Here is a 25,685-nt window from a genome sequence, read left to right as displayed (position 1 = left end):
GCCTTCAGACCGTCAGGATTTCCTTTTCCTTGGCGGCAAGCAGCTGATCGACTTCGGCGATCACGCCGTCGGTCGCCTTCTGCACCTCGTTCGACAGGCGCTCCTGATCGTCCTCGGAGATCTCGTGATTCTTCTCGAGCTTCTTGATCACGTCGAGGCCGTCGCGGCGCACGTGGCGTACCGCGACCTTCGCCGCTTCCGCGTATTTGTGCGCGACCTTGACGAGCTCCTTGCGGCGCTCCTCGTTGAGTTCGGGAATCCGCAAGCGCAGCACCTGTCCTTCGGTCGCCGGCGACAGGCCGAGGTTGGAGTCGACGATTGCCTTCTCCACGGCCTTGACCATCGTCTTGTCCCAGACCTGTACCGAGAGCAGGCGCGGCTCGGGCACGCTGATGGTGGCAACCTGGTTGAGCGGCATATGCGAGCCGTAAGCCTCGACCTGGACCGGCTCCAACATGGAGGCCGCGGCACGGCCGGTGCGCAGGCCGCCGAGCTCGTGCTTGAGCGATTGCGTGGCGCCCTGCATGCGGCGCTTCAGGTCGTTGATGTCAAAACCAGCTGCGGCCATGACGTTTCTCCCTTTCACTAGAAACCGGCTGTCGACGCCCTCGGGTCCAAAATCTGGACCCGGAGGCGCGGCAATCAGCCAGCGACGACGGTGCCGTGTCCGGTACCGCGCAGAATCGCACCGATCGAACCGGGCTCCGCGATAGAGAACACGATGATAGGCAGCGACGTCTCGCGGGCAAGTGCGAAAGCGGTCGCGTCCATGACCTTGTAGCCGCCCTCGATCGCCTGCGAATGGGTCAGGCGGTCGAAGCGCTTGGCTTTGGGGTCCTTCTTCGGATCGGCGCTGTAGACGCCGTCGACATTGGTGGCCTTCAGCACCGCCTGCGCACCGATTTCGGCCGCGCGGAGCACGGCGGTGGTGTCGGTCGTGAAGAACGGGTTGCCGGTTCCACCGCCGAGCAGGACGATGCGTCCCTCGGCGAGATATTTGTGCGTTGCACTACGGGTGAACAGCTCGGAAATCTCCGGCATCACGAATGCCGACAAGGTCCGCGCCGGGGTTCCCTTGCGCTCGATCGCCGCCTCCAGCGCGAGGCAGTTCATCATGGTGGCAAGCATGCCCATGGTGTCGCCGGTCGGCCGGGAGACGCCGCGCGAGGACACCTCGACGCCACGGACGATGTTGCCGCCGCCGATCACGACGGCGACCTCGATACCGAGCTTGCGGGCTGCGATCAGGTCGTCGGCGATGCGATCGACCGTCGGTTGATCGATACCGAACCCGTGGGAGCCGGCCAGATATTCGCCGGACAGCTTGATCACTACGCGACGATAGATCGGCTCAGCCATGATGCGATCGCTTTCTTATCCCGCGCAGGCAGGCCTCCGGCGCAGAGCGCCGGACGCCTTGGTGTCAGCGGTTACTTCTTGCCGCTGGCGGCCGCGACTTCGGCGGCGAAGTCGCTTTCCTGCTTCTCGATTCCCTCGCCGAGAGCATAGTTCACAAAGCCAGCGATTTTGATCGGCCCGCCGACCTTACCCTCAGCTTCCTTCACCGCCTGGGCAACCGACTTGCCGCTATCGTGGATGAAGGCCTGATCGAGCAGGCAGACCTCCTTGTAGTAGGTCTTCAGGCCGGAATCGACGATCTTCTCGATGACGTTCTCCGGCTTGCCCTGCTGGCGGTACTTGTCGGCCAGCACGTCCTTCTCGCGCTTGACGGTCTCCGGATCGAGCCCGGCCGGGTCGAGCGCCAGCGGCTTGGCCGCCGCCACGTGCATGGCGAGCTGGCGGCCGAGCACCGCGAGCTCGTCGGTCTTGCCGGCGGACTCCAGCGCCACGATCACGCCGATCTTGCCGGCGCCCTCGACAACCGCGTTGTGGACATAGCTCGACACCACGCCCTTGCTCACCTCGAGCGAAGCGGCGCGGCGCAGCGTCATGTTCTCACCGATGGTCGCGATCGCGTCGGAGATCGCGGTCTCGACGGTGACGTCGCCGACCTTGGCCGCCTTGATCTTCTCGACGTCGGCGCTGTTGTGCAGCGCGACCTGGGCGATCATCTTGACCAGGCCCTGGAACTGCTCATTGCGCGCAACGAAGTCGGTCTCCGAGTTGACCTCGACCAGCACGCCCTTGGTGCCGGAGGTCAGCGCGCCGATCAGGCCCTCGGCCGCGACGCGGCCGGCCTTCTTGGCGGCCTTGGAGAGGCCCTTCTTGCGCAGCCAATCCTGCGCATCCTGCATATCGCCGTTGTTCTCGGTCAGCGCCGCCTTGCAATCCATCATGCCCGCGCCAGTCGACTCGCGGAGCTCCTTGACCATCGCTGCTGTGATCGTTGCCATCGTTCAATGCCCTTCTTGCCTGTACAGAAACTGCGGCGCCCGATGGCGCCGCTGTCTGCGACAGGGAGATCGTTGTTCGTGGAATAGAAGCGGCGGCCGGGCGGGACCCGGCCACGCCGCGCAACTTTTATTCCGCTTCGGCGAGCGTCTTGGCCTGGGCGACCCAGGCGTCGGCACGGCTCGGCAGACCGACTTCTTCGCCGATCTTGTGCGCGGTGTCGTGGTCGAGCTCGGCGAGCTGCCAGTAGTGGAAGATGCCGAGGTCGTTGAGCTTCTTCTCGATCGCACCGGACACGCCGGTGAGCTTCTTGAGGTTGTCGGCGGTGCCGCGCGGGCCGGCGAGGCCCTGGAAGCCGGACGGCGCAGCCGCCGGAAGGTCTTCCTGCACGGGCGTCGCCGACGCACCGATGTCGATTCCGGAATCGCCCTGAGCGCGCGAGATGCCATCGATGGCGGCGCGCGCCACGAGATCGCAATACAGCGAGATCGCGCGGCCGGCGTCGTCATTGCCCGGCACCACATAGGTGATGCCCTTCGGGTCCGAATTGGTGTCGACGATCGCCGCGACCGGGATGTTGAGCCGCTGGGCTTCCTGGATCGCGATGTCTTCCTTGTTGGTGTCGATCACGAAGATCATGTCGGGAAGACCGCCCATGTCCTTGATGCCGCCGAGCGAACGGTCGAGCTTGTCGCGCTCCCGCTGCAGCGTCAGCCGCTCCTTCTTGGTGTAGGAGTTGGCTTCGCCCGACGACAGCACGTCGTCGAGATGACGCAGACGCTTGATCGAGGCCGAGATCGTCTTCCAGTTGGTCAGCGTGCCGCCGAGCCAGCGCGAGTTGACGAAGTACTGCGCCGAACGCTTGGCAGCGTCGGCAACGCCGTCCTGGGCCGAGCGCTTGGTGCCGACGAACAGGATGCGGCCGCCCTTGGCGACGGTATCGCTGACCGCCTGCAGGGCACGGTGCAGCATCGGCACGGTCTGCGCGAGGTCGATGATGTGGATATTGTTGCGGGCGCCGAAGATGTAATCCTGCATCTTCGGATTCCAGCGGTGGGCCTGGTGGCCAAAGTGAACGCCAGCTTCAAGCAACTGACGCATAGAAAAATCGGGTAGCGACATAGTGATAATTCTCCGGTTGGTTCCTCCGGAAACGTGTGAGCAGACGCGCCTTATGGCCCGGCTGCCACCGGACGGCCTTTTGAGCCATGTTTCCGTGTGAGATGGCGCGCTATATAGCGCGATCTGCGCCAGAAGCAAGGAAATACGGCCGGTTGCACCGGCCGGCCGGGCCCAAATCGTGCCGAAACGGCCCTGTTTGGCGCCCGGAGTCCCCGGTTTACAGGGTCTGCACGTCGACCACGCCCGCCACCGCCTTGATCGCGCCGGCGATCTGCGGCGAGACCTTGTAGCGGCCGGGCAGCTTCATCTCCACCTCGGTTTCGAGGTCCAGCATCATCACCAGCGAGACGTCGCCATCGGCCCCCGCCGCCGGTGGCGGTGCGGCGGCCGGCTTCACGGCCGGTGCCTTTGCGGCGCCGCCCGGGGTTGGTGCGGCGTCCGGCATGTTGAGGCGGCGGGCGATCGAATCCAGCGGCTTGGTGTCGCGCACGAAGATCCGCAGGCCCTTCTGCGTCTTGGCCGCGGCGTAATCGAGCGGTTCGGCGTGCAGCACCCGCGCCCGCACGTCCTCGCCCTGCAGCTCGGCGCCGAGCTGCAGCAGCACGGCCGCTCCCGGCTCGAGCACGTCGCGGTACTGCGCCAGCCCTTCGGAGAACAGAACCGCCTCGAAATGGCCGGTCGGATCGGACAGGCCCATGATGCCCATCTTGTTGCCGGTCTTGGTGCGCCGCTCCATGCGCGACACCACGGTTGCCGCGACCTTGCCTGCCGTGGCGCCGGTCTTCACCGCGCGGGAGAACTCCGCCCAGGACTGCACGCGCAGCCGCTTCAGCGCGGTCGCGTAGTCGTCGAGCGGATGGCCGGACAGGAAGAAGCCGATCGCATCATATTCGCGCCGCAGCCGGTCCGCGGGCAGCCACGGCTCGATCTGCGGCAGCATGATGCTCGGCGCATCCGCCGCGCCGCCGAACATATCGTTCTGACCCGAGGTCGCCGCCTCATGGCTGCGCTGGCAGGCGGCGAGGATCGCATCGGCACCGGCGAACACGCGCGCGCGGTTCGGCTCCAGCGTGTCGAAGGCGCCGGCCGCCGCAAGGCTCTCGATGATCCGCTTGTTGACGGCGCGCGGGCTCACCCGCGCGGCGAAATCGGCGAGCGAGGTGAAGGCGCCCTTCTTGTTGCGCTCCTCGATGATCTGCTCGACCGCCTGGATGCCGACGCCCTTCAGCGCGGCGAGCGCGTAGTAGATCGTGTTCTCGCTGACCTCGAAGGTCGCGCCGGAGCGATTGATGTTGGGCGCCTCGACCTTGATGCCGAGCCGCTGCGCCTCGGAGCGGAATTCGGAGAGCTTGTCGGTGTTGTTGAGTTCGAGCGTCATCGACGCCGCCAAAAACTCGACCGGGTAATGCGCCTTCATATAGGCGGTGTGGTACGACACCAGCGCATAAGCGGCCGCGTGGCTCTTGTTGAAGCCGTAGTCGGCGAACTTGGCGAGCAGCTCGAAGATCGTCTCGGCCTGGCCCTTCGCCACGCCGTTCTTCATCGCACCGTCGACGAAGATGTCGCGCTGCTTGTCCATCTCGGCGCGAATCTTCTTGCCCATCGCGCGGCGCAGCAGGTCGGCCTGGCCGAGCGAGTAGCCCGCCATCTGCTGCGCGATCTGCATCACCTGTTCCTGATAGATGATGACGCCGAAGGTCTCCTTCAGGATCGGCTCCAGGATCGGATGCAGATATTCCGATTCCTCGTCGCCGTGCTTGCGCGCACAATAGGTCGGGATGTTCGCCATCGGGCCCGGGCGATACAGCGCCACCAGCGCGATGATGTCCTCGAAGCGGTCCGGCCGCATGTCGATCAGCGCGCGCCGCATGCCCTGGCTTTCCACCTGGAACACGCCGACGACATCGCCCCGCGCCAGCATCTGATAGCTTGGCGCATCGTCGATCGGCAGCGTCGCGAGATCGACATGAACGTTGCGCTGCTTGAGCAGCTTCACCGCGACGTCCAGCACGGTCAGTGTCTTCAGGCCGAGGAAGTCGAATTTCACGAGGCCCGCCGGCTCGACCCATTTCATGTTGAACTGGGTGACTGGCATGTCGGATTTCGGATCGCGGTAGAGCGGCACCAGCTCGCTCAGCGGCCGGTCGCCGATCACGATACCGGCGGCGTGGGTCGAAGCGTGGCGCGTCAGGCCTTCGAGACGCTGCGCGATATCGAACGCACGCGCCACCACCGGATCCTCGTCGCGGAACGCCTGCAGCTTGGGCTCGCCCTCGATCGCCTGCGCCAGCGTCACCGGCGCTGCGGGATTCTGCGGCACCAGCTTGGTCAGCTTATCCACCTGCCCATAAGGCATCTGCAGCACGCGCCCGACGTCGCGCAGCACGCCGCGCGCCTGCAGCGTACCGAAGGTGATGATCTGCGCCACCTGGTCGCGGCCGTAGCGCTCCTGCACGTACTGGATCACCTCGCCGCGGCGGTCCTGGCAGAAGTCGATGTCGAAGTCCGGCATCGAGACGCGTTCGGGATTGAGGAAGCGCTCGAACAGCAGCGCAAACCGCATCGGATCGAGGTCGGTGATGGTCAGCACCCAGGCGACCAGCGAGCCGGCGCCGGAGCCGCGGCCCGGCCCGACCGGAATGCCCTGCGCCTTCGCCCATTTGATGAAGTCGGAGACGATCAGGAAGTAGCCCGCGTATTTCATGCGGGTGATGACGTCGAGCTCGAAGGCAAGCCGCTTGCTGTAGTCCTCTTCGGTCATTCCCGGCGAGAGACCGTGTACCCGCAGGCGATTCGCGAGCCCCTCCTCGGCCTGGCGCTTCAACTCGGCGGCCTCGTCGGCGGCGGCATCGGCGCTGGCGGCGGCACCCACCGTGAAGAACGGCAGGATCGGCTTGCGGGTCTTCGGCCGGAACGAGCAGCGCTCGGCGATCTCCACCGTCGAGGCCAGCGCCTCCGGGATGTCGGCGAACAGCACCGCCATTTCCGCGCGGGTCTTGAAGCGGTGATCCGGGGTCAGTTGCTCGCGGTTGGTCTCGGCAATCAGATGGCCGCCGGCGATGCAGAGCAGCGCGTCATGCGATTCGTAGTCGTCATTGCTGGCGAAATACGGCTCGTTGGTCGCGACCAGGGGCAGGCCCTTGCTGTAGGCGAGATCGATCAGGCCGCCCTCGGTGCGGCGTTCCTTGTCGGCCCCGTGGCGCTGCAATTCGATGTAGAGGCGATCGCCGAACAGACTGGCGAGGCGCTCGCAGCGGGTGGTCGCCAGCGCCGCCTGCTCGGCGCGCAGCGCCAGCGCGATCGGCCCGTCGGGGCCGCCGGTCAGCGCGATCAGGTCCTCGGCGTCGTCGGTGAGCCAATCGAACTTGATGTGCGGGGTCTGGTTGACCGGCGTCTCCAGGAACGCCCGCGAGTTCAGCCGCATCAGGCTGCGGTAGCCGCGCTCGCGCGCCGCCAGCAGCACGATCCGCGCCGGGCCCGCCGTCGCAAGGATGCTCCGCGTATTCGGATCGACGTCGCCGAAATCCACCGCCAGCTCGCAGCCGACGATCGGCTGGATGCCGTAGCCGGCCATCTTGTCCGAGAATTCCAGCGCGCCGAACATGTTGTCGGTATCAGTCAGCGCCAGCGCCGGCTGGCGGTCGGCCTTCGCGAGCTCGCCCAGCTTGGCGATCTTGATCGAGCCCTTCAGCAGCGAATAGGCGGAATGAACGTGAAGGTGAACGAATCCGGCATTCGGCATGGCTGCTTACGGAATCTCTTGAGTCAGGGATGGAGCGAGCGCCAGGGCCGGAACTCGAAAGTGTCAGACCCGACTCGCAATCCCATGGTGGGGCCTGCCCCCCGCCAAGTCCACGCCGAACGCGGCGTGGCGGCAAGTCCTCCCGCTTTTCCCCAGGGGCAGACCATGCCGCCGGCGATGCCCCGGTCCCCGCGGGCGAATTTTCAGAATTGGGTGATCAGCTGGGCCCACACCGCGATCATCCCGACGAACAGCGTGATCGATGCCAGCGCTGCAGCTTCTTGCACGAAAATCTTCAACATGGCCGCTCTCCCTGAACCGGAACGTATGCAGAACATTGTTCCTTTTTTGTTCTAGGAGTCAAGCAACGCCGGCGACCCGGTTCGAGAAGTGACCTCCGTGGTTAATTCCCGGCCGGCCGACGTCTCGGCGCCATCAATGATCCGATGACGAGCGTGCCTTGAGGCTCCGGGGAGCTAGCTACCACAACAGCCCCCCGCCTGCTTGGGCGGGCACGGGACCGTTCCGTATGAGCAAAACACGCAGCAATCTCCTGCTTTCGGTTTCAGGCGAGTGCCGCAGCCCTTGCAATCATAGAAGAACTGGCAGGCGTCGGTCGGCATCGTCTCGATGGAGACATGGCCGCAGGATGGGCACGTCAGTTGGGAGGTCAGCTGCAGGTCCGTCATGCCGGGAATATGCGGCGATGACCGTTCGGTCGGAAGGCCTCGTCCAATCAAATCCGACCCGAATCCCGAAGCGGACGGGCAAAGCCCGTCCCCTGCTCCTGGCCGACGGGCCGGCGCCGCCAGGCCAACAAAAAACCCCGGGCTGAAGCCCGGGGTTTTCGATGCCGCTTGAATTAAGCGAGCGATCAGTACTTCGCGATGACCGGGCCACCGAACTTGTAGTTCAGACGGCCGAGGACCATGTCGGTGTCGCCACCGGTGTGGAAGCCGGTCACGGCAACACCAGCCGGGGTCACGAAGGTCGCGCCATGGGTGTCTTCGAAGATGTGGTTGTACTCGACGCCGAGCGACCAGCCCTGCGAGAAGGCGAATTCGAGGCCAACGCCCACCGTCGGGCTCCAACGGGTGTCGAAGCCGGTCTCGGACGCCAGATTGCCGGCCGCGTTGAGGAACTGGAAGTTGCGATCGGTGACCGCAGCACCGCCCTTGGCGTACAGCAGGACGTTGTTCCAGGCGTAGCCGATCTGACCGGTGAACAGGCCGAACGCATCGGTCTTCGAGCGAACGATGCCGCCCGGGACGACCAGGTTGCCGGTGCTGCCGGAGAAGTCAGCCCAGTTGCCCTGAGCTTCCAGACCGAACACCCAGCCGCCGGCCTGCCAGCGGTAGCCGATCTGGCCACCGACGGTGCCGCCGTTGGCGTCGTAGCTTCCGACGCCGCCGAAGCCGTCGACCGAACGGTTGTCGTGGCTCTGGCCCCAACCACCGTTGATACCGATGTAGAAGCCAGTCCAATCATAAACAGCGGCAACCATGGGCGGCGGAGCCTTGGTGTAAGGGCGAGCCGCGAGGTCAGCCGCGGAGGCAGCAGTCGCGCTGAGCGCGAGCATGCTGGCGGTGACAAGCAAAATCTTTTTCATTTTCCCGTTCCAACTTTTTCTACAGGCCCCCAAGGCCGCGAGACACCGTCATAGCAGCCCCCGGCGGAATTGCTGTAACTTCGCGGCAACAGGCAGGGCCAAACGACTTCGCTCAAATTTGAAGTTAATACTGTATTACGGGCACTTCCTGGAGTTTTTGCCACATAGTTGCCGCACAATCTTCACAATTCGGATCTGCGTGCGCAGCTGGGCGCAAGATCGTTGACCGGAACCGGCTTGTCCGATTTGGATCGTCGCCAGGGTCGAATCTTCGCAGCAAAAGGAATGCAGATGCGGACGATGATTCTTGCTGCTGCGGCATCGGTGGCTGCACTTGCAACGCTGGGGACTGCGCCCGCGCATGCCGTCGGTGTGCGTTACCCGTTCTGCATTCAAGGCGACCGCTATCCCGGCCTGAGCAACTGCTCCTATCCATCGTATGAGGCGTGCTTGGCCACCGCTTCGGGCATCGGGCAGAACTGCATCGCCAACCCCTATTATGCCGGCGACAACGACCCGCGCTCGTATCTTCACGTGTCCCCGCGGGACCGCCGTGAGGGCAATTTCTTCGACCTGTTCATCCACTGATACGCTCGGTCCGGCAACCCCGGCGCGGGAATGTGAGTTGATCCGGCGCTGCGCACAGGTGCCTATTCGCGCGCTCGGCATCAGCATTGCCGGCGCCGACGAGGAGATTTCTGATGCGCAGTCTGATTCTGGCACTCTTGCCGACACTCCTGGCCTTGGCAGCCGCGCCGGCCAGCGCCCAGAAATACGATTCGACCTCGCCGGTCTGCAAAACCAACTACCGATGGGGCGGTGAGGATACCGACTGCGGCTACACTTCGATCGCGCAGTGCCAGGCTTCGGCGTCCGGCCTCGCGGCGATCTGCATCAACAACCCCTATTATGCCGGGCCGCCGATCGACAGGCAGCCGAGAGCATCCGGCAGACGGCCTCGCCCCGCTTATTGAGAGCCAGAAGCATTTCGTTCCGATCGAAGCGACACGGAAAAAGGCTCCGGATTCTCTCGTCTTAGCGCGGCTTCTTCACGCGCACCGCTAGCCAGTTCACGCGACGGCGCACTATTCGAGCTCGACAACCTGTCCGTTCGACAGCGACACCCGACGATCCATTCGTGCGGCGAGATCCAGATTGTGAGTCGCGATCAGCATCGCGACCCGGGTCGCCTTCACGAGTTGCATCAGCGCGTTGAAGACGTGGTCGGCCGTGCCGGGATCGAGATTGCCAGTCGGCTCGTCCGCAAACAGCACCCGGGGCGCATTGGCAACCGCGCGCGCGATCGCGACACGCTGCTGCTCGCCGCCCGAGAGCTCGGCCGGACGATGGGTGATGCGATCGCCGAGCCCGAGATAGGAGAGAATCTCGGTCGACCGTTTCATGGTTTCGGAGCGTTTGAGGCCGCGAATCATCTGCGGCAGCATGACGTTCTCGAGCGCCGAGAACTCCGGCAGCAGCCGGTGCGATTGATAGACGAAGCCGATATCGGAACGGCGAATCTGGGTGCGGTCGACGTCGGACATCTGCGAGGTCGGCGTGCCCGCGACATAGACTTCGCCGTCATCAGGGGTCTCCAGCAGGCCCGCGATGTGCAGCAATGTCGACTTGCCGGATCCCGACGGCGCCACCAGCGCCACCGATTGACCGGGCCACAGCGCGAGCGTGGCGCCGTTCAGGACCGTCAGCGTCGCTTCGCCCTGCCGGTATTCCCGCTTGATGTCATGAAGATAGACGACCGGTGTGTCTTCCGCCCCCTCCGCCATGTGCGCTCCTTATTCGTACCGGAGCGCGTCGACCGGATCGAGGCGCGCGGCGCGCCACGACGGGTAGAGCGTCGCAAGGAAGGACAGCGTCAGCGCCATGATCACGACGGCGAGCGTCTCGCCAAAATCGATTTCAGCAGGCAGCTTCGACAGGAAATACAGCGTCGGATCGAACAATTCCGTGTTGGTGAGCCACGACAGGAATTGCCTGATGGTTTCGATGTTGAAGCAGATCAGCAAGCCGACCAGCAGACCGACCAGCGTGCCGACGACGCCGATCGATGCGCCGGTGATCAGGAATATCCGCATGATCGAGCCCTGCGAGGCGCCCATGGTCCGCAGGATCGCGATGTCCTGGCCCTTGTCCTTCACCAGCATGATCAGTCCCGAGACGATGTTGAGCGCCGCGACCAGCACGATCATGGTCAGGATCAGGAACATCACGTTGCGTTCGACCTGAAGCGCGTTGAAGAAGGTCGAATTGCGCTGCCGCCAGTCGACCAGGAAGACCGGCCGGCCGGCCGCCTCGGTCACCAGCTTGCGATAGGTCTCGATCTTGTCCGGATTGGTGGTGAACACCTCGATCGAGGACACGTCGTTGTTGCGGTTGAAATAGGCCTGCGCCTCGGTCAGCGGCATGAACACGAAGGTCGAATCATATTCCGACATCCCGATCTCGAACACCGCAGTGATCTTGTAGGGCTTGATGCGCGGCGTGGTGCCCATCGGCGTCACCGCGCCCTTCGGCGAGACCAGCGTGATCATGTCGCCGGCATGCAGCGAAAGCTGGTCGGCGAGGCGGCGACCGATCGCGACGCCCTGCCCCTCATCAAAGCCCTCGAGCGAGCCTTGCTTGATGTTCTTGGCGATCGAGGTGAGATTGTTGAGATCGTCGGCGCGGATGCCGCGGATGAAGACGCCGGCGGCGTTGAACGGCGACGATCCGAGCCCCTGCCCGTCGACCACCGGCGCGGCGAGGCGGATGCCCTGCACCTGGCTGATGCGGTCGGCGACATCCTTCCAGTCGGTCAGCGGCGATTCCAGCGGCTGCACCAGAATATGTCCGTTGAGGCCGAGGATCTTGTCCAGCAGTTCCTTGCGGAAGCCGTTCATGACCGCCATCACCACGATCAGCGTGGCGACGCCGAGCATGATGCCGAGGAACGAAAAGCCGGCGATGACCGAAATGAACCCTTCCTTGCGGCGCGCGCGCAGATAGCGTCCGGACAGCAGCCATTCGAATGGCGCAAAAGGCGGGGTACGGACTGGCTCGCTCATGGTCTCATCCATCTGTCGATAATCCCATGATTCGGGCCAAATGTGGCCGGATTACCCCGCCGATCAGCACGGCGTGAATAAACTTTAACCCGCGAGCTTCGCGACCACGTCGGCGGGGCTCATGTTGTCGCGTGAGCCGTCGCTGCGACGCTTCACTTCGACCTTGCCGTCCGCAAGCCCCTTGGGTCCGACCAGAATCTGCCACGGGATGCCGATCAGATCGGCCGCGGCGAACTTGGCGCCGGCACGCTGGTCGGTGTCGTCGTAGAGCACGTCGACGCCCTTCGCCGACAGCTCGCGATAGAGCTGCTCGCAGGCGCCATCGACCGCGGCATCGCCCTGCTTGAGATTGAGGATCGCGGCGCGGAACGGCGCGACGGCCTCGGGCCATTTGATGCCGGCATCATCGTGACACGCTTCGATGATCGCGCCGACCAGACGCGACACGCCGACGCCGTAGGAGCCGCCATGGATCGGCACGTCGACGCCGTCGGGACCGGCCACCATCGCCTTCATGGTCTCGGAATATTTGGTGCCGAAATAGAATATCTGCCCGACCTCGATGCCGCGCGTGTTCAGCCGCTTTGCCTCGGGTACTTCCTGTTCGAAGCGCGCAGCCTCGTGGACGTCCTCGGTCGCGGCGTAGACCGAAGTCCACTGCTTGATGATCGGCGTCAGATCACTGTCATAATCGACGTCCGCGCCCGGCACCGGCAGGTCCAGCACATCGCGGTTGATGTAGACGCCGGACTCGCCGGTCTCTGCGAGCACGATGAATTCGTGGCTGAGGTCGCCGCCGATCGGGCCGGTCTCGGCCCGCATCGGGATCGCCTTGAGGCCCATCCGCGCAAAGGTGCGCAAATAGGCAACGAACATCTTGTTGTAGGAGCGCCGCGCGCCGGCCTCGTCGAGGTCGAACGAATAGGCGTCCTTCATCAGGAACTCGCGGCCGCGCATCACGCCGAAGCGCGGACGCTGCTCGTCGCGGAATTTCCACTGGATGTGGTAGAGGTTGAGCGGCAGGTTCTTGTAGGACTTGATGTAGGAGCGGAAAATCTCCGTGATCATTTCCTCGTTGGTCGGCCCGTACAGCAGCTCGCGCTTGTGACGGTCGAGGATGCGCAGCATCTCCGGGCCATAGGCATCGTAGCGGCCACTTTCGCGCCAGAGATCGGCGAGCTGCAACGTCGGCATCAAGAGCTCGAGCGCGCCGGCGCGGTCCTGTTCCTCGCGAACGATCCGCTCGATCTTCTTCAGCACCCGGAAGCCGAGCGGCAGCCAGGCATAGATGCCGGCAGCCTCCTGCCGCATCATGCCCGCGCGCAGCATCAGCCGATGCGAGACGATCTCCGCCTCTTTCGGGTTTTCTTTCAGGATGGGCAGGAAAAACCGCGACAATCGCATGGCGTTACTCGGGAATCAGGAAAGCGTGGGAAGAGCTGCAGTGAAACCGGATCGGCTGTGAAAACACAAGGCCGCCAAATAAGAAAAACCCTTCAAATCAGGCGATTTTCGGCCATTTGAACGAATTGCGTGCCGTCGAAGCACCGAGCGCGCCGACCGCGGCTTTACCTGACCTCGAAATCGTCTTCCAGTGCCACTTTCTTGAAATCGGTCACCAGGGCGTCGATCTGCATGTGCCAGCGGCCCGGCACCGGCAGCGGCACCTTGCGCACGTGCCAATAGCCATCGGCACCGCGCGCGGCGGCGCGTTCCATCGGTTCGATGCCGCGCTCGGGCAGGCTCAGCGTCAGCGTCGCTTCCTTGGCCGCGAACGGACTGGCATCGCCGTTCATCAGTTGCAGCACGAAGTCGTTCGGCCCGACCTTGCCCGGCGCGATCAGCACCTGGAACATCGCGGCATCAGTGTGAATGTGGACCGCGAGCGGAACATCGGCTGACATCGCCAGCACGCGCGGCGGCGGCGTGAAGCGCCAGAGTGCGACGAGGCCGAGAATGGCGGTCATCAGCACAAATTCGAGCGCGATCGAGCGCTGCAGTGGCCGTGTCCGATGAAACTCGCGCGCGATGGCCGGCGTGAACACCAACCGGTTCAGCGCAGCGAGCCCGAGCAGCAGCACCACCAGCACCAGTTTCGCGACCAGGATGTTGCCGTACCCGGTGTCGATCAGCGCGTGAAAGCTTTCGAGCTGGACGACGGCGAGCGCCAAGCCCGACAAGGCGATCAATGCGACGACCGGCACCGCGAGCGTCGAAAAATGCCGCAGCACCCGCAACAGTGAATCCTTGCGCTGCCAGGCAAGCACCGCCAGCGGCGCCAGCGCGCCCATCCAGAACGCCACGCCAATGCCGTGGATAAACAGCGCGGTCCGCGTCAGCCATTGCGGCGAGGCCGTGGCGGCATGGCCGCTGACCGCAAACGACAGCCCGACGCAGATCATTGCGATCGCAGTGCAGGTAAAGGCTGCACCGAACGACGGGCTGCGCCAGGCGATCGCCGCGATCAGCATTGCGGCAATCGCGAGCAGCAGCGCGGGAAACAGGCTGGTGCCGGTGGCGCTGGCCCACGCCGCCCACGTCACGATGCCCGACAGCGGCAGGTTCAAGAGGTCGACGCCCTGCAGTCCAAGCGACGCGATCGCGCCGACAAGGCCGATCTTCAGCGACCACATGATCAATCGTTCGCCGGCCGGGCCCTGCCCGATCCAGGCGGCAAAGAACACGCCGCCGACGCCGACAAACAAGCCCAGATAGAGCCCGAGCCGCGCCAGCCAGATCAGTGCATGGAGCACGCCGTCGGCCGACGGCGCCGCCGAGCCGGTGACGACGCCGATCGAAAACAGCAGCGAGCCGGCGACCGGATGGCCGTCCTGCGACACCACGCGATAGCTGACCACCTGCGTGCCCTGCGGCAGGCCCGCCGGCAGCGTCACCATCACCGACTGGTCGACGGCGCGGATCGCGACGTCGCGCGGCTTGCCCGCGGCGTCGAGCAGGCTGACCGCCGTCGGCGCCACCGCTTCGTTGAAGCGGAGCACCACCGTCCTGGGTGCTTCAGCCACCACGCTACCGTCGGCCGGTTCGGCGCCGATCAGGACGGCATGCGCATGGGCTGAGGTCGCAAGACACAGCGCCACCAGCAGCGCTGCGAGGTTTGCGACCAGCCGCATCGCTTACGACTTCGGCAGCAGCTTGACGCCGGGAGCCGGTGTCTTGCTGCCATGGTCGTGCTCGCCGTCCTGCCCGACGGCTGGGATATCGATCCAGCGGCTGACGCCCTGCTCGCACTCCTGCACGACCGGAAAGTACAACGTGGTGTTGGGCTTCAAGGTATCGGTGACAAACGTCTGCATCACGAACTCGTCGTAGTTCTGATCCGCAAGCTTGCCACCGCTCCAGGCGACTTCCTTGACGCCCTCGGAAAGCTTGGCGCCGTGATAGTCGTATTGCGCGGCGTATTTGCCGGTGACCGTATCGAGAGTCCAACCCGCCTTCGGCATTGGCTTAACTCCGATCACGCCCTCCGGAATCTGCACCCGGATCTTGATTGTCGCCGAGCCCGCGCAGCCATGCGGCACGGCGAACACCGCCTTGTAATACGATCCGACCGCCGCCTGCTTTCCTTCGAGCGTGATATGCGCGATCGCCGGCTGCGCTGCGAGCAGCGCCGCCGTGGCAATGAGGAGCGTCTGTGATCGCATGGCTGCCTCACATCTTCTTCATGTCCATGTGACCGGAATGACCGCCGCCCGGCCCCTGCGCGCCGACGGCCTGCACGTCCAGCGAGACCAAGACCTTGCCGGCCTTTTCGAACTCCAGCGTGACCGGCACCTTGTCGCCCTGCTTCAGCGGACTCTTCAGATCGAACATCATCAGGTGATAGCCGCCCGGCGCGAGCTTCACGGTCTTGCCGGGCTCGATGGTGAGGCCCTTGTCGAGCGCACGCATCTTCATCACGCCATTGTCCATCGACATCTCGTGGACTTCGATCTTGCCGGCAACATCGCCGGTGCCTGACACCAGCCGGTCGGGCGTCGTCCCCTTGTTCTCGATCGTCAGGTAGCCGCCGCCGATCTTGGCACCGTTCGGCGTTGCGCGCGTCCAGGCCTGCGTGATCACGAGGTCGCCGGCCTTGACGTCCTCGGCGCGCGCGGACGTCGAGACGAGTGCAGCGGTCAGCCCTGCGAGGGCAAGGATGCGGAGGAGCGTCTTCATGGCGACGGATTTCCTTTCAAGTTGAAATTCAAGTGTCATCGGGTTGCTGCCGACTGGGCGCTGGACCATTTGTTCAGATCGGCGATTTCGGCCGACCCTTCGATCGTCGTGATCGTTCCATCCCGGGAAATCAGCATGGTTCGCGGGATATCGCCTTGCCAGGCCGGATCGATCTCAAATCTCAACCGCTCGGCAAAGCCGTCGTCGAAGATCCAGTTTTCGGCCGCGCCGAGGCCGGCGCGATCCAGCATCGATCGCGTCGCTTCCGGAAGGTTGGGAACCAGATCCGCGCTGATCGTGACGATATCGATTCCGGGATGATCCTTCATGAACTGGCCAAGCTCCGGCAGCTCGACCTTGCATGGTCCGCAGGTCACTCCCCAGAAATGCACCAGGGTCGGACGACCGGCATGCGCATGCAGCAGCTTCTGCCAGCTGCCGCGTTCGAACGGCTTTGGCGCGCCCTCTCCCGCCGCCAATGCGGACGGCAGCGTTGCGAGCAGGACCAGCGCCGCGAGCAGATAACGCTTCATGGTTCGCCCTCGATCGCTTGAAAATGGTAGCCGTCGGCCTTCGTCATCCACGACAGATAGGTCTGCCGGCTGTCCGAGACGAGCAGCGGATGGTCGGAACTGTCGGCGGTATCCGCGATCACCGTTGGCTTCGACCATGTCGCTCCATCGTCGTGCGATGTCATGAGATCGATTGTCGTCTTCTGCCCGTCGAATTCCTTCCAGGCCATGACAAGCCCCTGCGGCCCCGCGATAATCTGCGGCCGTGACGGGCTGCGGTTCGGCTGACCGACCGGAAGCGGATCGGAGAAGGTTTTGCCGCCGTCGCGCGAGCGCGCATAGAACAATCCCTTGCGCGCCTTGCCGTTGGTGTACCACGTTACATGGTAGGTTCCTTCGCGCGATATCGTCAGGCTCGGACCGTGATGCGGACAGGCCGCGATCTGCCAGTCGTCGCGGCTCACCCGATGGATCTCGCCGGGCGTAGCCAGGTCGGAGAACGTCACGATCGCATGGTCGCGCACGCCACCCTCAAAGATGTTCCGGAACACGACCACCGGACGGCCCGCGCCATCGAATGCCAGCGCAAGGCGGCAGCACTCGCAGGTGTTGTCGGCGACGAGCCGCGCGTCGGAATAGGTTGCTCCGCCATCTCCGGATGACGCGAAAAACAATCCGGCACCATCATATTTCTGGCCGCGCTGCTGCGCCGGCACGCGGTTACGCTTGTCGAGCCACGCGGCAAACACCGCCCCCGCAGGATCGAAACCGATCGCCTCGAACCGTTGGCTCTCATTGCTCGCGGTGATCGGCTTCGGCGCATCAAAGCCGCGCCCGCCATCGGTCGATCGCGTGGTCAGCACCTGACCGTTGAAATTCTGATCGCGGAAGATCGAGAAGGCCACAGCCATGTTGCCCTTGGCATCGATCGCAAGCTTCGGCCGCGCATCCGGTCCCCAATCGAGATTGAGCCGCTCCCGGGTGACCTGCACCGGTGTGGAAAAGCTCTTGCCCTGGTCTTTTGAGCTCGCGACGGAGATCTGGCCGCCGGCCATCCACACCAGCCACAATGTCCCATCCCGCCCAAAGGCGGGCGTGACCTTGGTCGCGCAGCGCAGGGCCGTCTCTTCGCAGGCCGCTTCGGAGGCGTGCTGATGGCTCATCTGTGCGACGGCAAGGCTCGGCAAGGCCGCGAGCATGAGCGATGCAAGCAGCGTCAGGGCGACCGGTTTGCGATAGGTCATCGATGCGCTCCTCATTTGAACGCAATCTTCATGCCCGCCACGACGGCGCGCGGCGATCCGGCATAGATCGAGTTGGTCGAGTTCGCCAGTACGCTCGCGGGATTTTGAATGCCTGCCGCGGTCACCGAATTTGAGATGTTGTTCGCCGACGCCACGTACGTCCGGTCGAAGACGTTCCTCACCTCGATGTAGAGGTTCAGCGCCTTGAAATAATCGGAGACGAGATCGGTCTTGTAGTGCAGATTGAGGTTGACCAGCTCATAGCCCGGCGCCTTCAAGAGGTTGGCGTTGTCCATGTAGAAGCTGTCCTTCCACTGCACTTCGACGAACCCGCCAAGTCCCTGAAACTGACCCGACAGCTGGTCGTAGCCCAACCGCGCCGTGAGCTCGTTCGGCGAAATGCCGGGAATCTTGTTGCCGGCGCGATTGAAGCTGAACACCGCGCCGTTCGTGATGTTCTCGACGTATTCCGTGTAGACCTCGTCGAGATAAGTGTAGGCCGCCGAGAACCGCCAGCCCGGCAGGAATTTCCAGTCGGCGGCCAGCTCGACGCCGCGATGCTCCGATCGCGGCGCGTTGAACGTGTAGGAGATGCCCGCAAGCGGCGTGGCCTGAGAAACGAGCTCGTCCTTGAAGAACTCGTAGAAGCCGGTGACGCTGAGCTTGAGCGCGTTGTTCGGTGTCCAGTCGGCACCGACATCGTAACCGAGATTCTTTTGCGTCTGCAGCTGGGTGTTGTTGCCCGAGGCGCCACTCGGCAGGACGAACAGATTGCCGACCTGCGGCGTGCCGTATCCGGTTGCCACCCGCCCGCGGACTTGCCACTCGCTGCTCAGTCGGTACAGCAATGCGAGCTCGGGCGCGGTATTCTGGAATTGCCGGTCCGCCGTCGTGATCGCCGTGGTCCTGGTCCCGGCCGCGCCGGCATAGCTATAGGCGGTGTTTCGCCCCGTCAGACTGGTGGTCTCCCAGCCAATGCCGGCAACGGCGGTCAGCGCAGGTGTGAGCTTCAGTTCCTCGCGTGCGCGAACACCGTAATTTGTCGTCGTGCTGAACAAATTGCTCGACAGGCTTCCGAGCGTCGCATTTCCGCCCGGCATCACATTGCGCGTATCGCTCGAGGCGGTGAGCGTATTGTAGAAGCCGCCGAAATAGGTGGTCGAATCCAGTCCGAACACATCGCCGCGTCTGACGACGTCGCTCATGTAGTTGTAGGACGGGAAGTCGCCGATCGCGCTCGTCGATCCCGTCGGCTGGTTGATGTTGCGGTCGTCGAACACGAACTGGTTGCGCCAGGTGGTCTGGTTGTCGAAGTCGTGCTCCCAGTGGCCGCCGACGATGGTACGGCGGTCGTCGCGCCCGAGGCCCGCCTGAACCGCAGTCTCTTTGTCGGTTCCTGCCGCCGCGTTGAACCCGTTGTTGAACAACGTCACGGTGGCGCATCCCGGCGCGGCCGTCGCGCCGGTCGTGCAGCCCTGCTGGAACGGGTTCTGGTAGAACTGGTTGAGCGAGGAGCGGATCGGCAGGCGCGTCGTCAGGTCGTTGTTGATTAGCTTCACCGTGAAGCGGTCGTCCGGCGTGACCTGCAGCGTGCCGAGGAAATTAACGGTCTGTGTGTTGAACCAGCTGTTGCCGATGTAGCCGTCGCCGCGCGCGTCGCTCGCGAACAGCGAGCCCTCGAAATTGCCGACCTTCTTGCCCGCAGCGAGATAGTTGTTGAGGTAACCGAAGCTGCCACCGTCGACGCCATACTCGACGCCGTCGATCGTGCCCCCCGGCCGGGTCCGGAAATTCAGCGCGCCGCCGGTCGCATAATTGCCGTAGAGCGCCGATGACGGCCCGCGAACCACGTCGATGGCGCCATAGGCATGCGGATCGATCAGGTCGCTGCGCGACAGGCCGTCCGGCTGGGTCACCGGGAAACCGTCGTCGAAGATGACGAGGTTGCGAATGCCGAAGCCGTTCCGCGCATTCGACCCGCGGATCGAGATGCCGAAATCACGCGGGCCGTTGCCCTGCTTGATCGAGATGCCCGGACTGTCCCGCAGCACATCGGCGACGGAGAACGCCGGTCGGTTGTCGAACTGGCTGCGGTCGATGGTCGTCTGCGTCTGGCCTGTCGGCGCCCGGTTCAAACCGTCGCGGGTCGCGGCAAGCGTCTCCCCCGGCCTCGCGCCGCCCGCTGGGGCGGCCGTCACGGCCGGCGCTGTCGCCGGCTTCGGTGGCCGCCGCACGGCCGCCGCACGAACGCGCGACTTCGGCGCCGCCGGCTTGGCGCGCGCCGCCGTCCGGGGCGCCTCGACGGTGACGGAGGGTAGCTCTGTGCTGGGCGCCTGGGCTTCGGCAGCGGCCGGCAATGCGCAAAGCGTCGCGCCCAGCGCGAGCACGCTTGCCGCCTCCAGCGGGTGATAGCGAAACATGGATGAATCCTGACACCGGCACTTCGGCCGGCTTGCTCAAGGGCACTTGCTGGCGCGGGACGCACCGGCAGCGACAAGGTCGTCAGGAAAACAGCGGCGGCGCGCGGGCTTGCGCCGAGAGGCCGGCGCGCGAACGATCGAGCTCGGAGGCGAAATCAAGCCAGGCGATCGGGTTCGGCAGGCGTTCGACGGCCTGGGCCGCAACTTGCGGGCTATCAACCGGCGCACCGGTCTGCAGCACGCTGCAGGCCGAGCAGCAGCCGTCATGGGCGTCGTGACCGGTCTGGTCGCCCTGCCCGGCTCCGGAGCCGGCATCGCCGTGGCAGATGGTGGCGGCCGCGAGCGGATCGGACGCGGCAAGGCTCGCCGCCCAGCAGGCCCCGATCGGCGCAAGAATCTGCACCAGCAGGGCAACCAGGACGATGGGCAGAAAATTCTTCAGCCGCCGGCGCATCGCAAAACCATCCGGGACGGAACTAACCACCATGGGCGCCGGAAGTCGAGATCGCCGATGCGTCCGGTTTCTTCCAGCCGACGGAAATAACCGAGCGTGGCACTTGCGTCACGGCAACTCCGAAATCAATCGTATCCCCTTACCCTGCCACGTGTTTTACATCTCCCGTCACAACCGCCAGTGGCGCCATCCCAATCATTTCGCAAATTGCTCGAAAATTGAACAATCGTTGCCGAAAATGATGACAAGCCTGGAAAGATAGTCTACCAATTCGGGCTCAGGCCAGCCGCGAGGTGTGTCCTGGTGGTCCAAGTCTCGGGAGGAGCCCGACGCGCATAAGCAGCGTCACCCCATCAATCAAGATCAAATCGAATTTTTGGGGCAAATAGGGTCGACACAATTTTTGGAGCAGGGCTTTGAGCCCTGCTCTTTTTTTATGTGATGATCGCAATCCGCTATGACTCCATCATTGAATCCGATCGAACGCAGCTTTGAACTCGCAGCAGCGGCTTGCGATGATCTGACACCGTCAGTCTATCGCCGCCTGTTTCGCGAACATCCCGAGACGCAGGCGATGTTTCGCACCGAAGGCAGCGAGCCGGTGAAAGGCTCGATGCTGGCGCTGACGATCGAAGCCATCCTCGATTTCGCGGGGGAGCGCCGCGGACATTTTCGCCTGATCGAATCGGAAGTGTTCTCGCACGACGCCTACGGCACGCCGCGCGAACTGTTCGTCGCATTCTTCGCGGTGATCGCCGATACGCTGCGCGACATTCTCGGCGAGCAATGGTCTGCGGAGATCGATGCTGCGTGGCACAAGCTGCTCGGCGACATCGAAGCCATCGTGCTGCAGCAGAAACATCTCGTGGACGAGAGGCCGTAGCGTCACCGTTCCGATTGTGACACACTCGCTTTATCCGCGGCGCGTGCAATAGACGCCGACGGTCAGAAAAACGAAGAGGGAGCAAGCAATGCCAGGGACCGACAAGGGGATGGACAAGGCGTCGACGACGCGGCGCGACCTTCTGCAGATGGCGGCGGCAGGTGGAGCTGCGGCCGGCCTGTTCGGCGGAATGGGCATGACGACGTCCGCGCTCGCCGCCGAAACGGGACGCTCGGAAAAGCCGTTGAAGGCGGCATTCTCCAACGCCGGACTGCAGGCGACATGGTGTGCGCAAGGCAAGCAGGCCGCCGAGTTCTGGGGCAAGCTGTTCAACGTCGAAGTGACCTGGTTCGACGGCCAGCTCGATGCCGTCAAGCAGCGCGCCGCGATCGACAACATGGCGTCGCAAAAATGGGATTTCGTCGCGATCCAGGCGTTCGGCATCGGCACGCTGACCCAGCCGGTGCAGAAGATGATCGACGCCGGCACCCCCGTGATCGACATGGACACGCTTATTGCTCCTCTCGATCAAATTAACGTCCACTCGTTCCTCGCGCCCGACAACGAGTTCATGGGAGCCTCGGTGACCCAGGCGCTGTGCAACGCGATCGGCGGCAAGGGCAAGGTCATCATGACCCAGGGCGCGCTCGGCCACACCGGCGCACAGGGCCGCGCCAAGGGCTTCAACTCGGTCATCAAGCAGTTCCCGAACATCGAGGTGCTGGACACCCAGCCCGCCGACTGGGACGTCTCCAAGACCGCCCGGCTCTGGGAAACCTATCTGACCAAATACTCGCAGATCGACGCCGCCTTCTTCCACAATGACGACATGGCGCTCGCCGCCTACAACATCATGAAGGCGCGCAACCGCACCAACATCCTGATCGGCGGTGTCGACGCCATGCCGCCGGCGATCCAGGCGGTCAGCGAAGGCCGCATGTTCGCGACCGTCCGCAATCCGTCCTGCCGCATCCACGGCGGCGCGATCGTCGCGGGCGTCGCCGCCGTGGTCGGCGGCGAAAAGAGCGGCCAGGGCATTCCGAAGAATGTCGTGACCGACGGTCCCGTCGTGACCAAGGCCAACGCCGCCGGCATGCAATGGATGGAGGATCATTTCCTGATCTGAGCGGGCCTCATGACGCAGGGACGCTCGGCGATCCTCGAGTTGCACCAGATCACGAAGGCCTTCGGCGGTGTCGAAGCCCTTCGTGGGGTCGACTTCGCGCTGCACGCCGGCGAGATCCACGGCCTCGTCGGCGAGAACGGCGCCGGCAAAAGCACGCTGATGAAGATCATCGCCGGCGTGCATCCGGAGTTCTCCGGCCGCTTCATGCTGGACGGCAAGGAAACCCGCTTCCGCTCCACCCGCGACGCGCACGCCGCCGGCATCGGCATGGTGCATCAGGAGCTCAGCGTCGCGCCGGATCTCACAGTCGCCGAGAACGTGTTCCTCGGCAACCAGCCGACCAACCGCCTCGGCTTCGTGCAGTGGCGGCGGATGGCGCGCGAGGCCGGCGAGCAGCTGGCACGGTTTGGCATCGACGTCGATCCGATGACGCGGCTCGGCGACCTGCCGATCGGCCTGCAGCAGCTGATCGAGATCGCCCGCGTGCTGTTTTCCGGCGCACGCATCATCATCCTGGACGAGCCGACCTCCGCCCTCTCTCCGCCCGAGGTCGAACGCCTCTTTGCGACGCTGCACAGGCTGCGCGACGAAGGCACCAGCATCGTCTTCATCTCGCACTTCATCGAGGACATTTTGCGGGTCTCCGACGTGGTGACGGTGTTCCGCAACGGGCGGAAGATCGCGGAGACCGCGTCCGCGGATACCACCAAGGGCGCCCTGATCGAGGCCATGATCGGCCGCGGCGGCGAGGCGCTGGAGCACAGCTACACCGATGACCTGATGCTCCCGCAATCGAGCGGCGGCGCCGCGGTGCTGAAGGTCGATCAGCTCTCGCTGCGCCGCAGCCTGCAGGACGTCTCGTTCGAGGCCCGCTCCGGCGAAGTGCTCGGCATCTACGGCTTCATGGGCTGCGGGCAGTTGGAGCTGTCGCGGATCCTGTTCGGCAAGCTGCGACCCGACGGCGGAACGCTTGCGGTCGACGGCGCAGCGAAGACGTTTCGCAGCACCGCGGCGGCGCGACGGGCCGGCGTCGCCCTGGTGCCGGAAAGCCGGCGCGCCATGCTGTTCCACCAGGAGCCGGTCTACAAGAACATCTCGATCAGCATCCTCGAACGGATCTCGGCGCTGCTGCTCAAGCCGGTGCGCGAGCGTGCGATCGCCCAGCGCCAGGTCGAGCAACTGCAGATCCGGCCGCCGGTGGTCGGCCTCGATCTCGGCATGCTGTCCGGCGGCAATCAGCAGAAGGTGGCGCTGGCGAAATGGCTCGCCTATCCGCCGCGCGTCCTGGTGCTGTGCGAGCCGACCCGCGGCATGGATGTCGGCGCCAAGAACGACGTGATCAACATCGTGCGCGATCTCCGCGCCAAGGGGCTGGCGATCATCGTGCTGTCGACCGAGCCGGAGACGGTGCTGTCGCTGGCCGACCGGATCCTGGTGCTGAAGCGCGGCGCGGTGGTGCGCGAATTCGCGGGCGAAGCGGTCAGCAAGGACCGGCTGCTGGAGGCGGCCTAGAGCATGATCCGGAAAAGTGCGAAGCGGTTTTTCCGATGAGACCATGCTCAAACGAACAGAGAAGGCGCGATGACGACCTCATCGCGCTTGATGGAGAGACATGATGGCAAGCAGTGACGGCGCGACGGCGCGAGCGGATCACCAGCGGTCGCGCGGGCTGGCGCCCTTCCTGCGCTCGCAGATGCGCAACATCGCGCCGTTCCTGACGCTGATCTTCCTCAGTGCGTTCTTTGCGATCGCGAGCCCGTCGTTTGCCACCATCGACAATGTCGGCAACATCCTCACGCAAGTGTCGGTCACCGGCATCATCGCCGTCGGCCTCACCTTCGTGATCCTGTGCGCCGAGATCGACCTGTCGATCGCCAGCATCGCCAACGTCACCGGCATTGCGGTGGCGTACTTCACGCTGCAGGAATCCTACGTCAACATCGCCAATGTCCCGATGCCGGGCATCGTCGCGATCCTGCTGGCGCTGGCGCTGTGCGCGCTGCTCGGCCTCGTCAACGCGCTCGGGCTGACCATGATCGGCATCCCCTCCTTCATCATGACGCTCGCCATGATGCAGATCGCGGCCGGCGTCTCGGCGCTGCTGGTGCGCGGCCAGATCGCCTACAAGGTGCCGGACCTGATCACGACACTCGGCTCGGGGTCGATCGGCGGCATCCCCTGGATCGTGATCGTCGCAGCGGTGATGCTGCTCGGCGGCCATCTGGTGCTGACCTACACGCGGTTCGGCCGCTACGTTTACATGGTCGGTGGCAACCGCGAGGCCGCGGAATTTGCCGGCCTCAACGTCAAGCTCATCCTCGGCAGTGTGATGGTGATCTCGGCGGTGTGCTCGGGGATCGGCGGCATGCTCGGCGTCGCCCATTTCGGCAGCGCCCAGCAGAACGAGTTCGACACCTATCTGCTGGATTCGATCGCGGCCGTGGTAGTCGGCGGCACCAGCCTGTTCGGCGGCCGCGGCGGCATCGGCAACACCATCGTCGGGCTGTTCGTGCTCGGCGTGCTCAACAACGGCCTCGACCACGTCAACATCGACAGCTTCCTGAAGATCCTGATCCGCGGCCTGATCCTGCTCGCGGCGCTGATCATCAACGTCTACGCGCAACGGCTGCGGGAACAGGCGGCGGATTGAGAACGATGGAGGTGAGTACACAGCTCTCTCCATTCGTCGTCCCTGCTTTCGCACTAGCGTGTCTACACGGTTTTGGGGCGCGACAGATTGACTCGGTGCAGCAAGAAGTGGCGTCTCTGCAGCATGTTGTATGATTCTCTCACTGGCGCTTTGATTCGAAGGAGCGCCAGCGATGCAGCCGGATTTGTCTTTGGGTGAGTTCGGGGACGTTCGTCTCGACAAAAGGGGGCGACGCTTCTCCGGGCTATGCTTTGCACGCGCAGCGTCTGCTTGCGCCAGATGGCCCGGGGCGATTGGGCTGCCAATATGGCGTTCTGGCGGTTTGTGAACAAC

At 64.3% G+C, this 25,685-nt stretch carries 23 protein-coding genes; 6 read left to right on the top strand and 17 right to left on the bottom strand.

Annotation, left to right across the window (positions count from 1 at the left end):
• Positions 1-4 precede the first annotated feature (4 nt).
• The 7 genes from frr to J6525_RS30585 form a co-directional block, all read right to left on the bottom strand.
• On the bottom strand, positions 5-568 hold the full coding sequence (gene frr / locus J6525_RS30615) for a ribosome recycling factor (protein ID WP_092077420.1): 564 nt from the start codon (positions 566-568) through the stop codon (positions 5-7).
• 74 nt (positions 569-642) lie between these two features.
• A complete protein-coding gene (pyrH, locus tag J6525_RS30610; RefSeq protein ID WP_028334006.1) occupies positions 643-1,359 on the bottom strand; it encodes a UMP kinase in 717 nt (238 codons plus the stop codon).
• A 71-nt stretch (positions 1,360-1,430) separates the two neighbouring features.
• Positions 1,431-2,354 (bottom strand): translation elongation factor Ts, encoded by a 924-nt coding sequence (gene tsf, locus J6525_RS30605; RefSeq protein WP_225647482.1) that lies wholly within the window; start codon positions 2,352-2,354, stop codon positions 1,431-1,433.
• A 127-nt stretch (positions 2,355-2,481) separates the two neighbouring features.
• Positions 2,482-3,474, bottom strand: a complete 993-nt coding sequence (locus tag J6525_RS30600) for a 30S ribosomal protein S2 (protein ID WP_057016493.1) — start codon at positions 3,472-3,474, stop codon at positions 2,482-2,484.
• 217 nt (positions 3,475-3,691) lie between these two features.
• Positions 3,692-7,216 carry a DNA polymerase III subunit alpha gene (gene dnaE, locus J6525_RS30595; protein WP_225647480.1) on the bottom strand — a complete coding sequence of 1,175 codons (3,525 nt, stop codon included), beginning with the start codon at positions 7,214-7,216 and terminating at the stop codon, positions 3,692-3,694.
• A gap of 476 nt (positions 7,217-7,692) precedes the next feature.
• Positions 7,693-7,905 carry a GDCCVxC domain-containing (seleno)protein gene (locus tag J6525_RS30590; RefSeq protein ID WP_376708575.1) on the bottom strand — a complete coding sequence of 71 codons (213 nt, stop codon included), beginning with the start codon at positions 7,903-7,905 and terminating at the stop codon, positions 7,693-7,695.
• A 185-nt stretch (positions 7,906-8,090) separates the two neighbouring features.
• On the bottom strand, positions 8,091-8,825 hold the full coding sequence (locus J6525_RS30585) for an outer membrane protein (RefSeq protein ID WP_057016491.1): 735 nt from the start codon (positions 8,823-8,825) through the stop codon (positions 8,091-8,093).
• Positions 8,826-9,062: 237 nt separating this feature from the next.
• Between J6525_RS30585 and J6525_RS30580 the strand changes: the two genes are divergently transcribed.
• Both J6525_RS30580 and J6525_RS30575 read left to right on the top strand, forming a co-directional pair.
• Complete coding sequence (locus J6525_RS30580; protein WP_225647479.1) at positions 9,063-9,413, top strand: DUF3551 domain-containing protein; 351 nt, start codon at positions 9,063-9,065, stop codon at positions 9,411-9,413.
• 113 nt (positions 9,414-9,526) lie between these two features.
• Positions 9,527-9,799 carry a DUF3551 domain-containing protein gene (locus J6525_RS30575; protein WP_057016489.1) on the top strand — a complete coding sequence of 91 codons (273 nt, stop codon included), beginning with the start codon at positions 9,527-9,529 and terminating at the stop codon, positions 9,797-9,799.
• A gap of 111 nt (positions 9,800-9,910) precedes the next feature.
• Here the strand turns inward: J6525_RS30575 and J6525_RS30570 are convergent, their stop codons facing one another.
• The 10 genes from J6525_RS30570 to J6525_RS30525 form a co-directional block, all read right to left on the bottom strand.
• Positions 9,911-10,609: an ABC transporter ATP-binding protein gene (locus tag J6525_RS30570; RefSeq protein WP_225647478.1), complete on the bottom strand. Its 699-nt coding sequence runs from the start codon at positions 10,607-10,609 to the stop codon at positions 9,911-9,913.
• A 9-nt stretch (positions 10,610-10,618) separates the two neighbouring features.
• The gene (locus J6525_RS30565; protein ID WP_028339647.1) at positions 10,619-11,899 is read right to left on the bottom strand and encodes a lipoprotein-releasing ABC transporter permease subunit; all 1,281 of its coding nucleotides are present in this window, start codon (positions 11,897-11,899) and stop codon (positions 10,619-10,621) included.
• Between the two features lie 72 nt (positions 11,900-11,971).
• A complete protein-coding gene (proS, locus tag J6525_RS30560; RefSeq protein ID WP_225647474.1) occupies positions 11,972-13,291 on the bottom strand; it encodes a proline--tRNA ligase in 1,320 nt (439 codons plus the stop codon).
• A gap of 164 nt (positions 13,292-13,455) precedes the next feature.
• On the bottom strand, positions 13,456-15,018 hold the full coding sequence (locus J6525_RS30555; protein ID WP_225647473.1) for a copper resistance CopC/CopD family protein: 1,563 nt from the start codon (positions 15,016-15,018) through the stop codon (positions 13,456-13,458).
• A gap of 3 nt (positions 15,019-15,021) precedes the next feature.
• The gene (locus J6525_RS30550) at positions 15,022-15,549 is read right to left on the bottom strand and encodes a YcnI family copper-binding membrane protein (protein WP_225647472.1); all 528 of its coding nucleotides are present in this window, start codon (positions 15,547-15,549) and stop codon (positions 15,022-15,024) included.
• 7 nt (positions 15,550-15,556) lie between these two features.
• Positions 15,557-16,063, bottom strand: a complete 507-nt coding sequence (locus J6525_RS30545) for a copper chaperone PCu(A)C (RefSeq protein WP_225647470.1) — start codon at positions 16,061-16,063, stop codon at positions 15,557-15,559.
• A 35-nt stretch (positions 16,064-16,098) separates the two neighbouring features.
• Positions 16,099-16,596 carry a TlpA family protein disulfide reductase gene (locus J6525_RS30540; protein WP_225647468.1) on the bottom strand — a complete coding sequence of 166 codons (498 nt, stop codon included), beginning with the start codon at positions 16,594-16,596 and terminating at the stop codon, positions 16,099-16,101.
• Positions 16,593-17,819, bottom strand: coding sequence for a sialidase family protein (locus J6525_RS30535; RefSeq protein WP_225647467.1), 1,227 nt, complete (start codon positions 17,817-17,819; stop codon positions 16,593-16,595). Before J6525_RS30535 ends, J6525_RS30540 begins: the two co-directional genes overlap by 4 nt.
• Before the next feature lie 11 nt (positions 17,820-17,830).
• Positions 17,831-20,239 carry a TonB-dependent receptor family protein gene (locus J6525_RS30530; protein WP_225647466.1) on the bottom strand — a complete coding sequence of 803 codons (2,409 nt, stop codon included), beginning with the start codon at positions 20,237-20,239 and terminating at the stop codon, positions 17,831-17,833.
• A gap of 82 nt (positions 20,240-20,321) precedes the next feature.
• Positions 20,322-20,723, bottom strand: a complete 402-nt coding sequence (locus tag J6525_RS30525) for a DUF2946 domain-containing protein (RefSeq protein ID WP_225647465.1) — start codon at positions 20,721-20,723, stop codon at positions 20,322-20,324.
• Between the two features lie 427 nt (positions 20,724-21,150).
• Here J6525_RS30525 and J6525_RS30520 point away from each other — a divergent pair, with 427 nt between their 5' ends.
• The 4 genes from J6525_RS30520 (at position 21,151) to J6525_RS30505 (ending at position 25,352) form a co-directional block, all read left to right on the top strand.
• Complete coding sequence (locus J6525_RS30520) at positions 21,151-21,576, top strand: globin (RefSeq protein WP_225647463.1); 426 nt, start codon at positions 21,151-21,153, stop codon at positions 21,574-21,576.
• Between the two features lie 88 nt (positions 21,577-21,664).
• On the top strand, positions 21,665-22,702 hold the full coding sequence (locus J6525_RS30515; RefSeq protein ID WP_057016480.1) for a sugar ABC transporter substrate-binding protein: 1,038 nt from the start codon (positions 21,665-21,667) through the stop codon (positions 22,700-22,702).
• 9 nt (positions 22,703-22,711) lie between these two features.
• Positions 22,712-24,214 carry a sugar ABC transporter ATP-binding protein gene (locus J6525_RS30510; RefSeq protein ID WP_092077471.1) on the top strand — a complete coding sequence of 501 codons (1,503 nt, stop codon included), beginning with the start codon at positions 22,712-22,714 and terminating at the stop codon, positions 24,212-24,214.
• Positions 24,215-24,317: 103 nt separating this feature from the next.
• On the top strand, positions 24,318-25,352 hold the full coding sequence (locus tag J6525_RS30505) for an ABC transporter permease (RefSeq protein ID WP_038385101.1): 1,035 nt from the start codon (positions 24,318-24,320) through the stop codon (positions 25,350-25,352).
• The last annotated feature ends 333 nt before the right edge of the window (positions 25,353-25,685 follow it).

Source organism: Bradyrhizobium australafricanum, from assembly GCF_020329495.1.
Taxonomy (GTDB): Bacteria; Pseudomonadota; Alphaproteobacteria; order Rhizobiales; family Xanthobacteraceae; genus Bradyrhizobium; species Bradyrhizobium australafricanum.
This window is presented reverse-complemented; position numbering and strand designations above follow the sequence as displayed.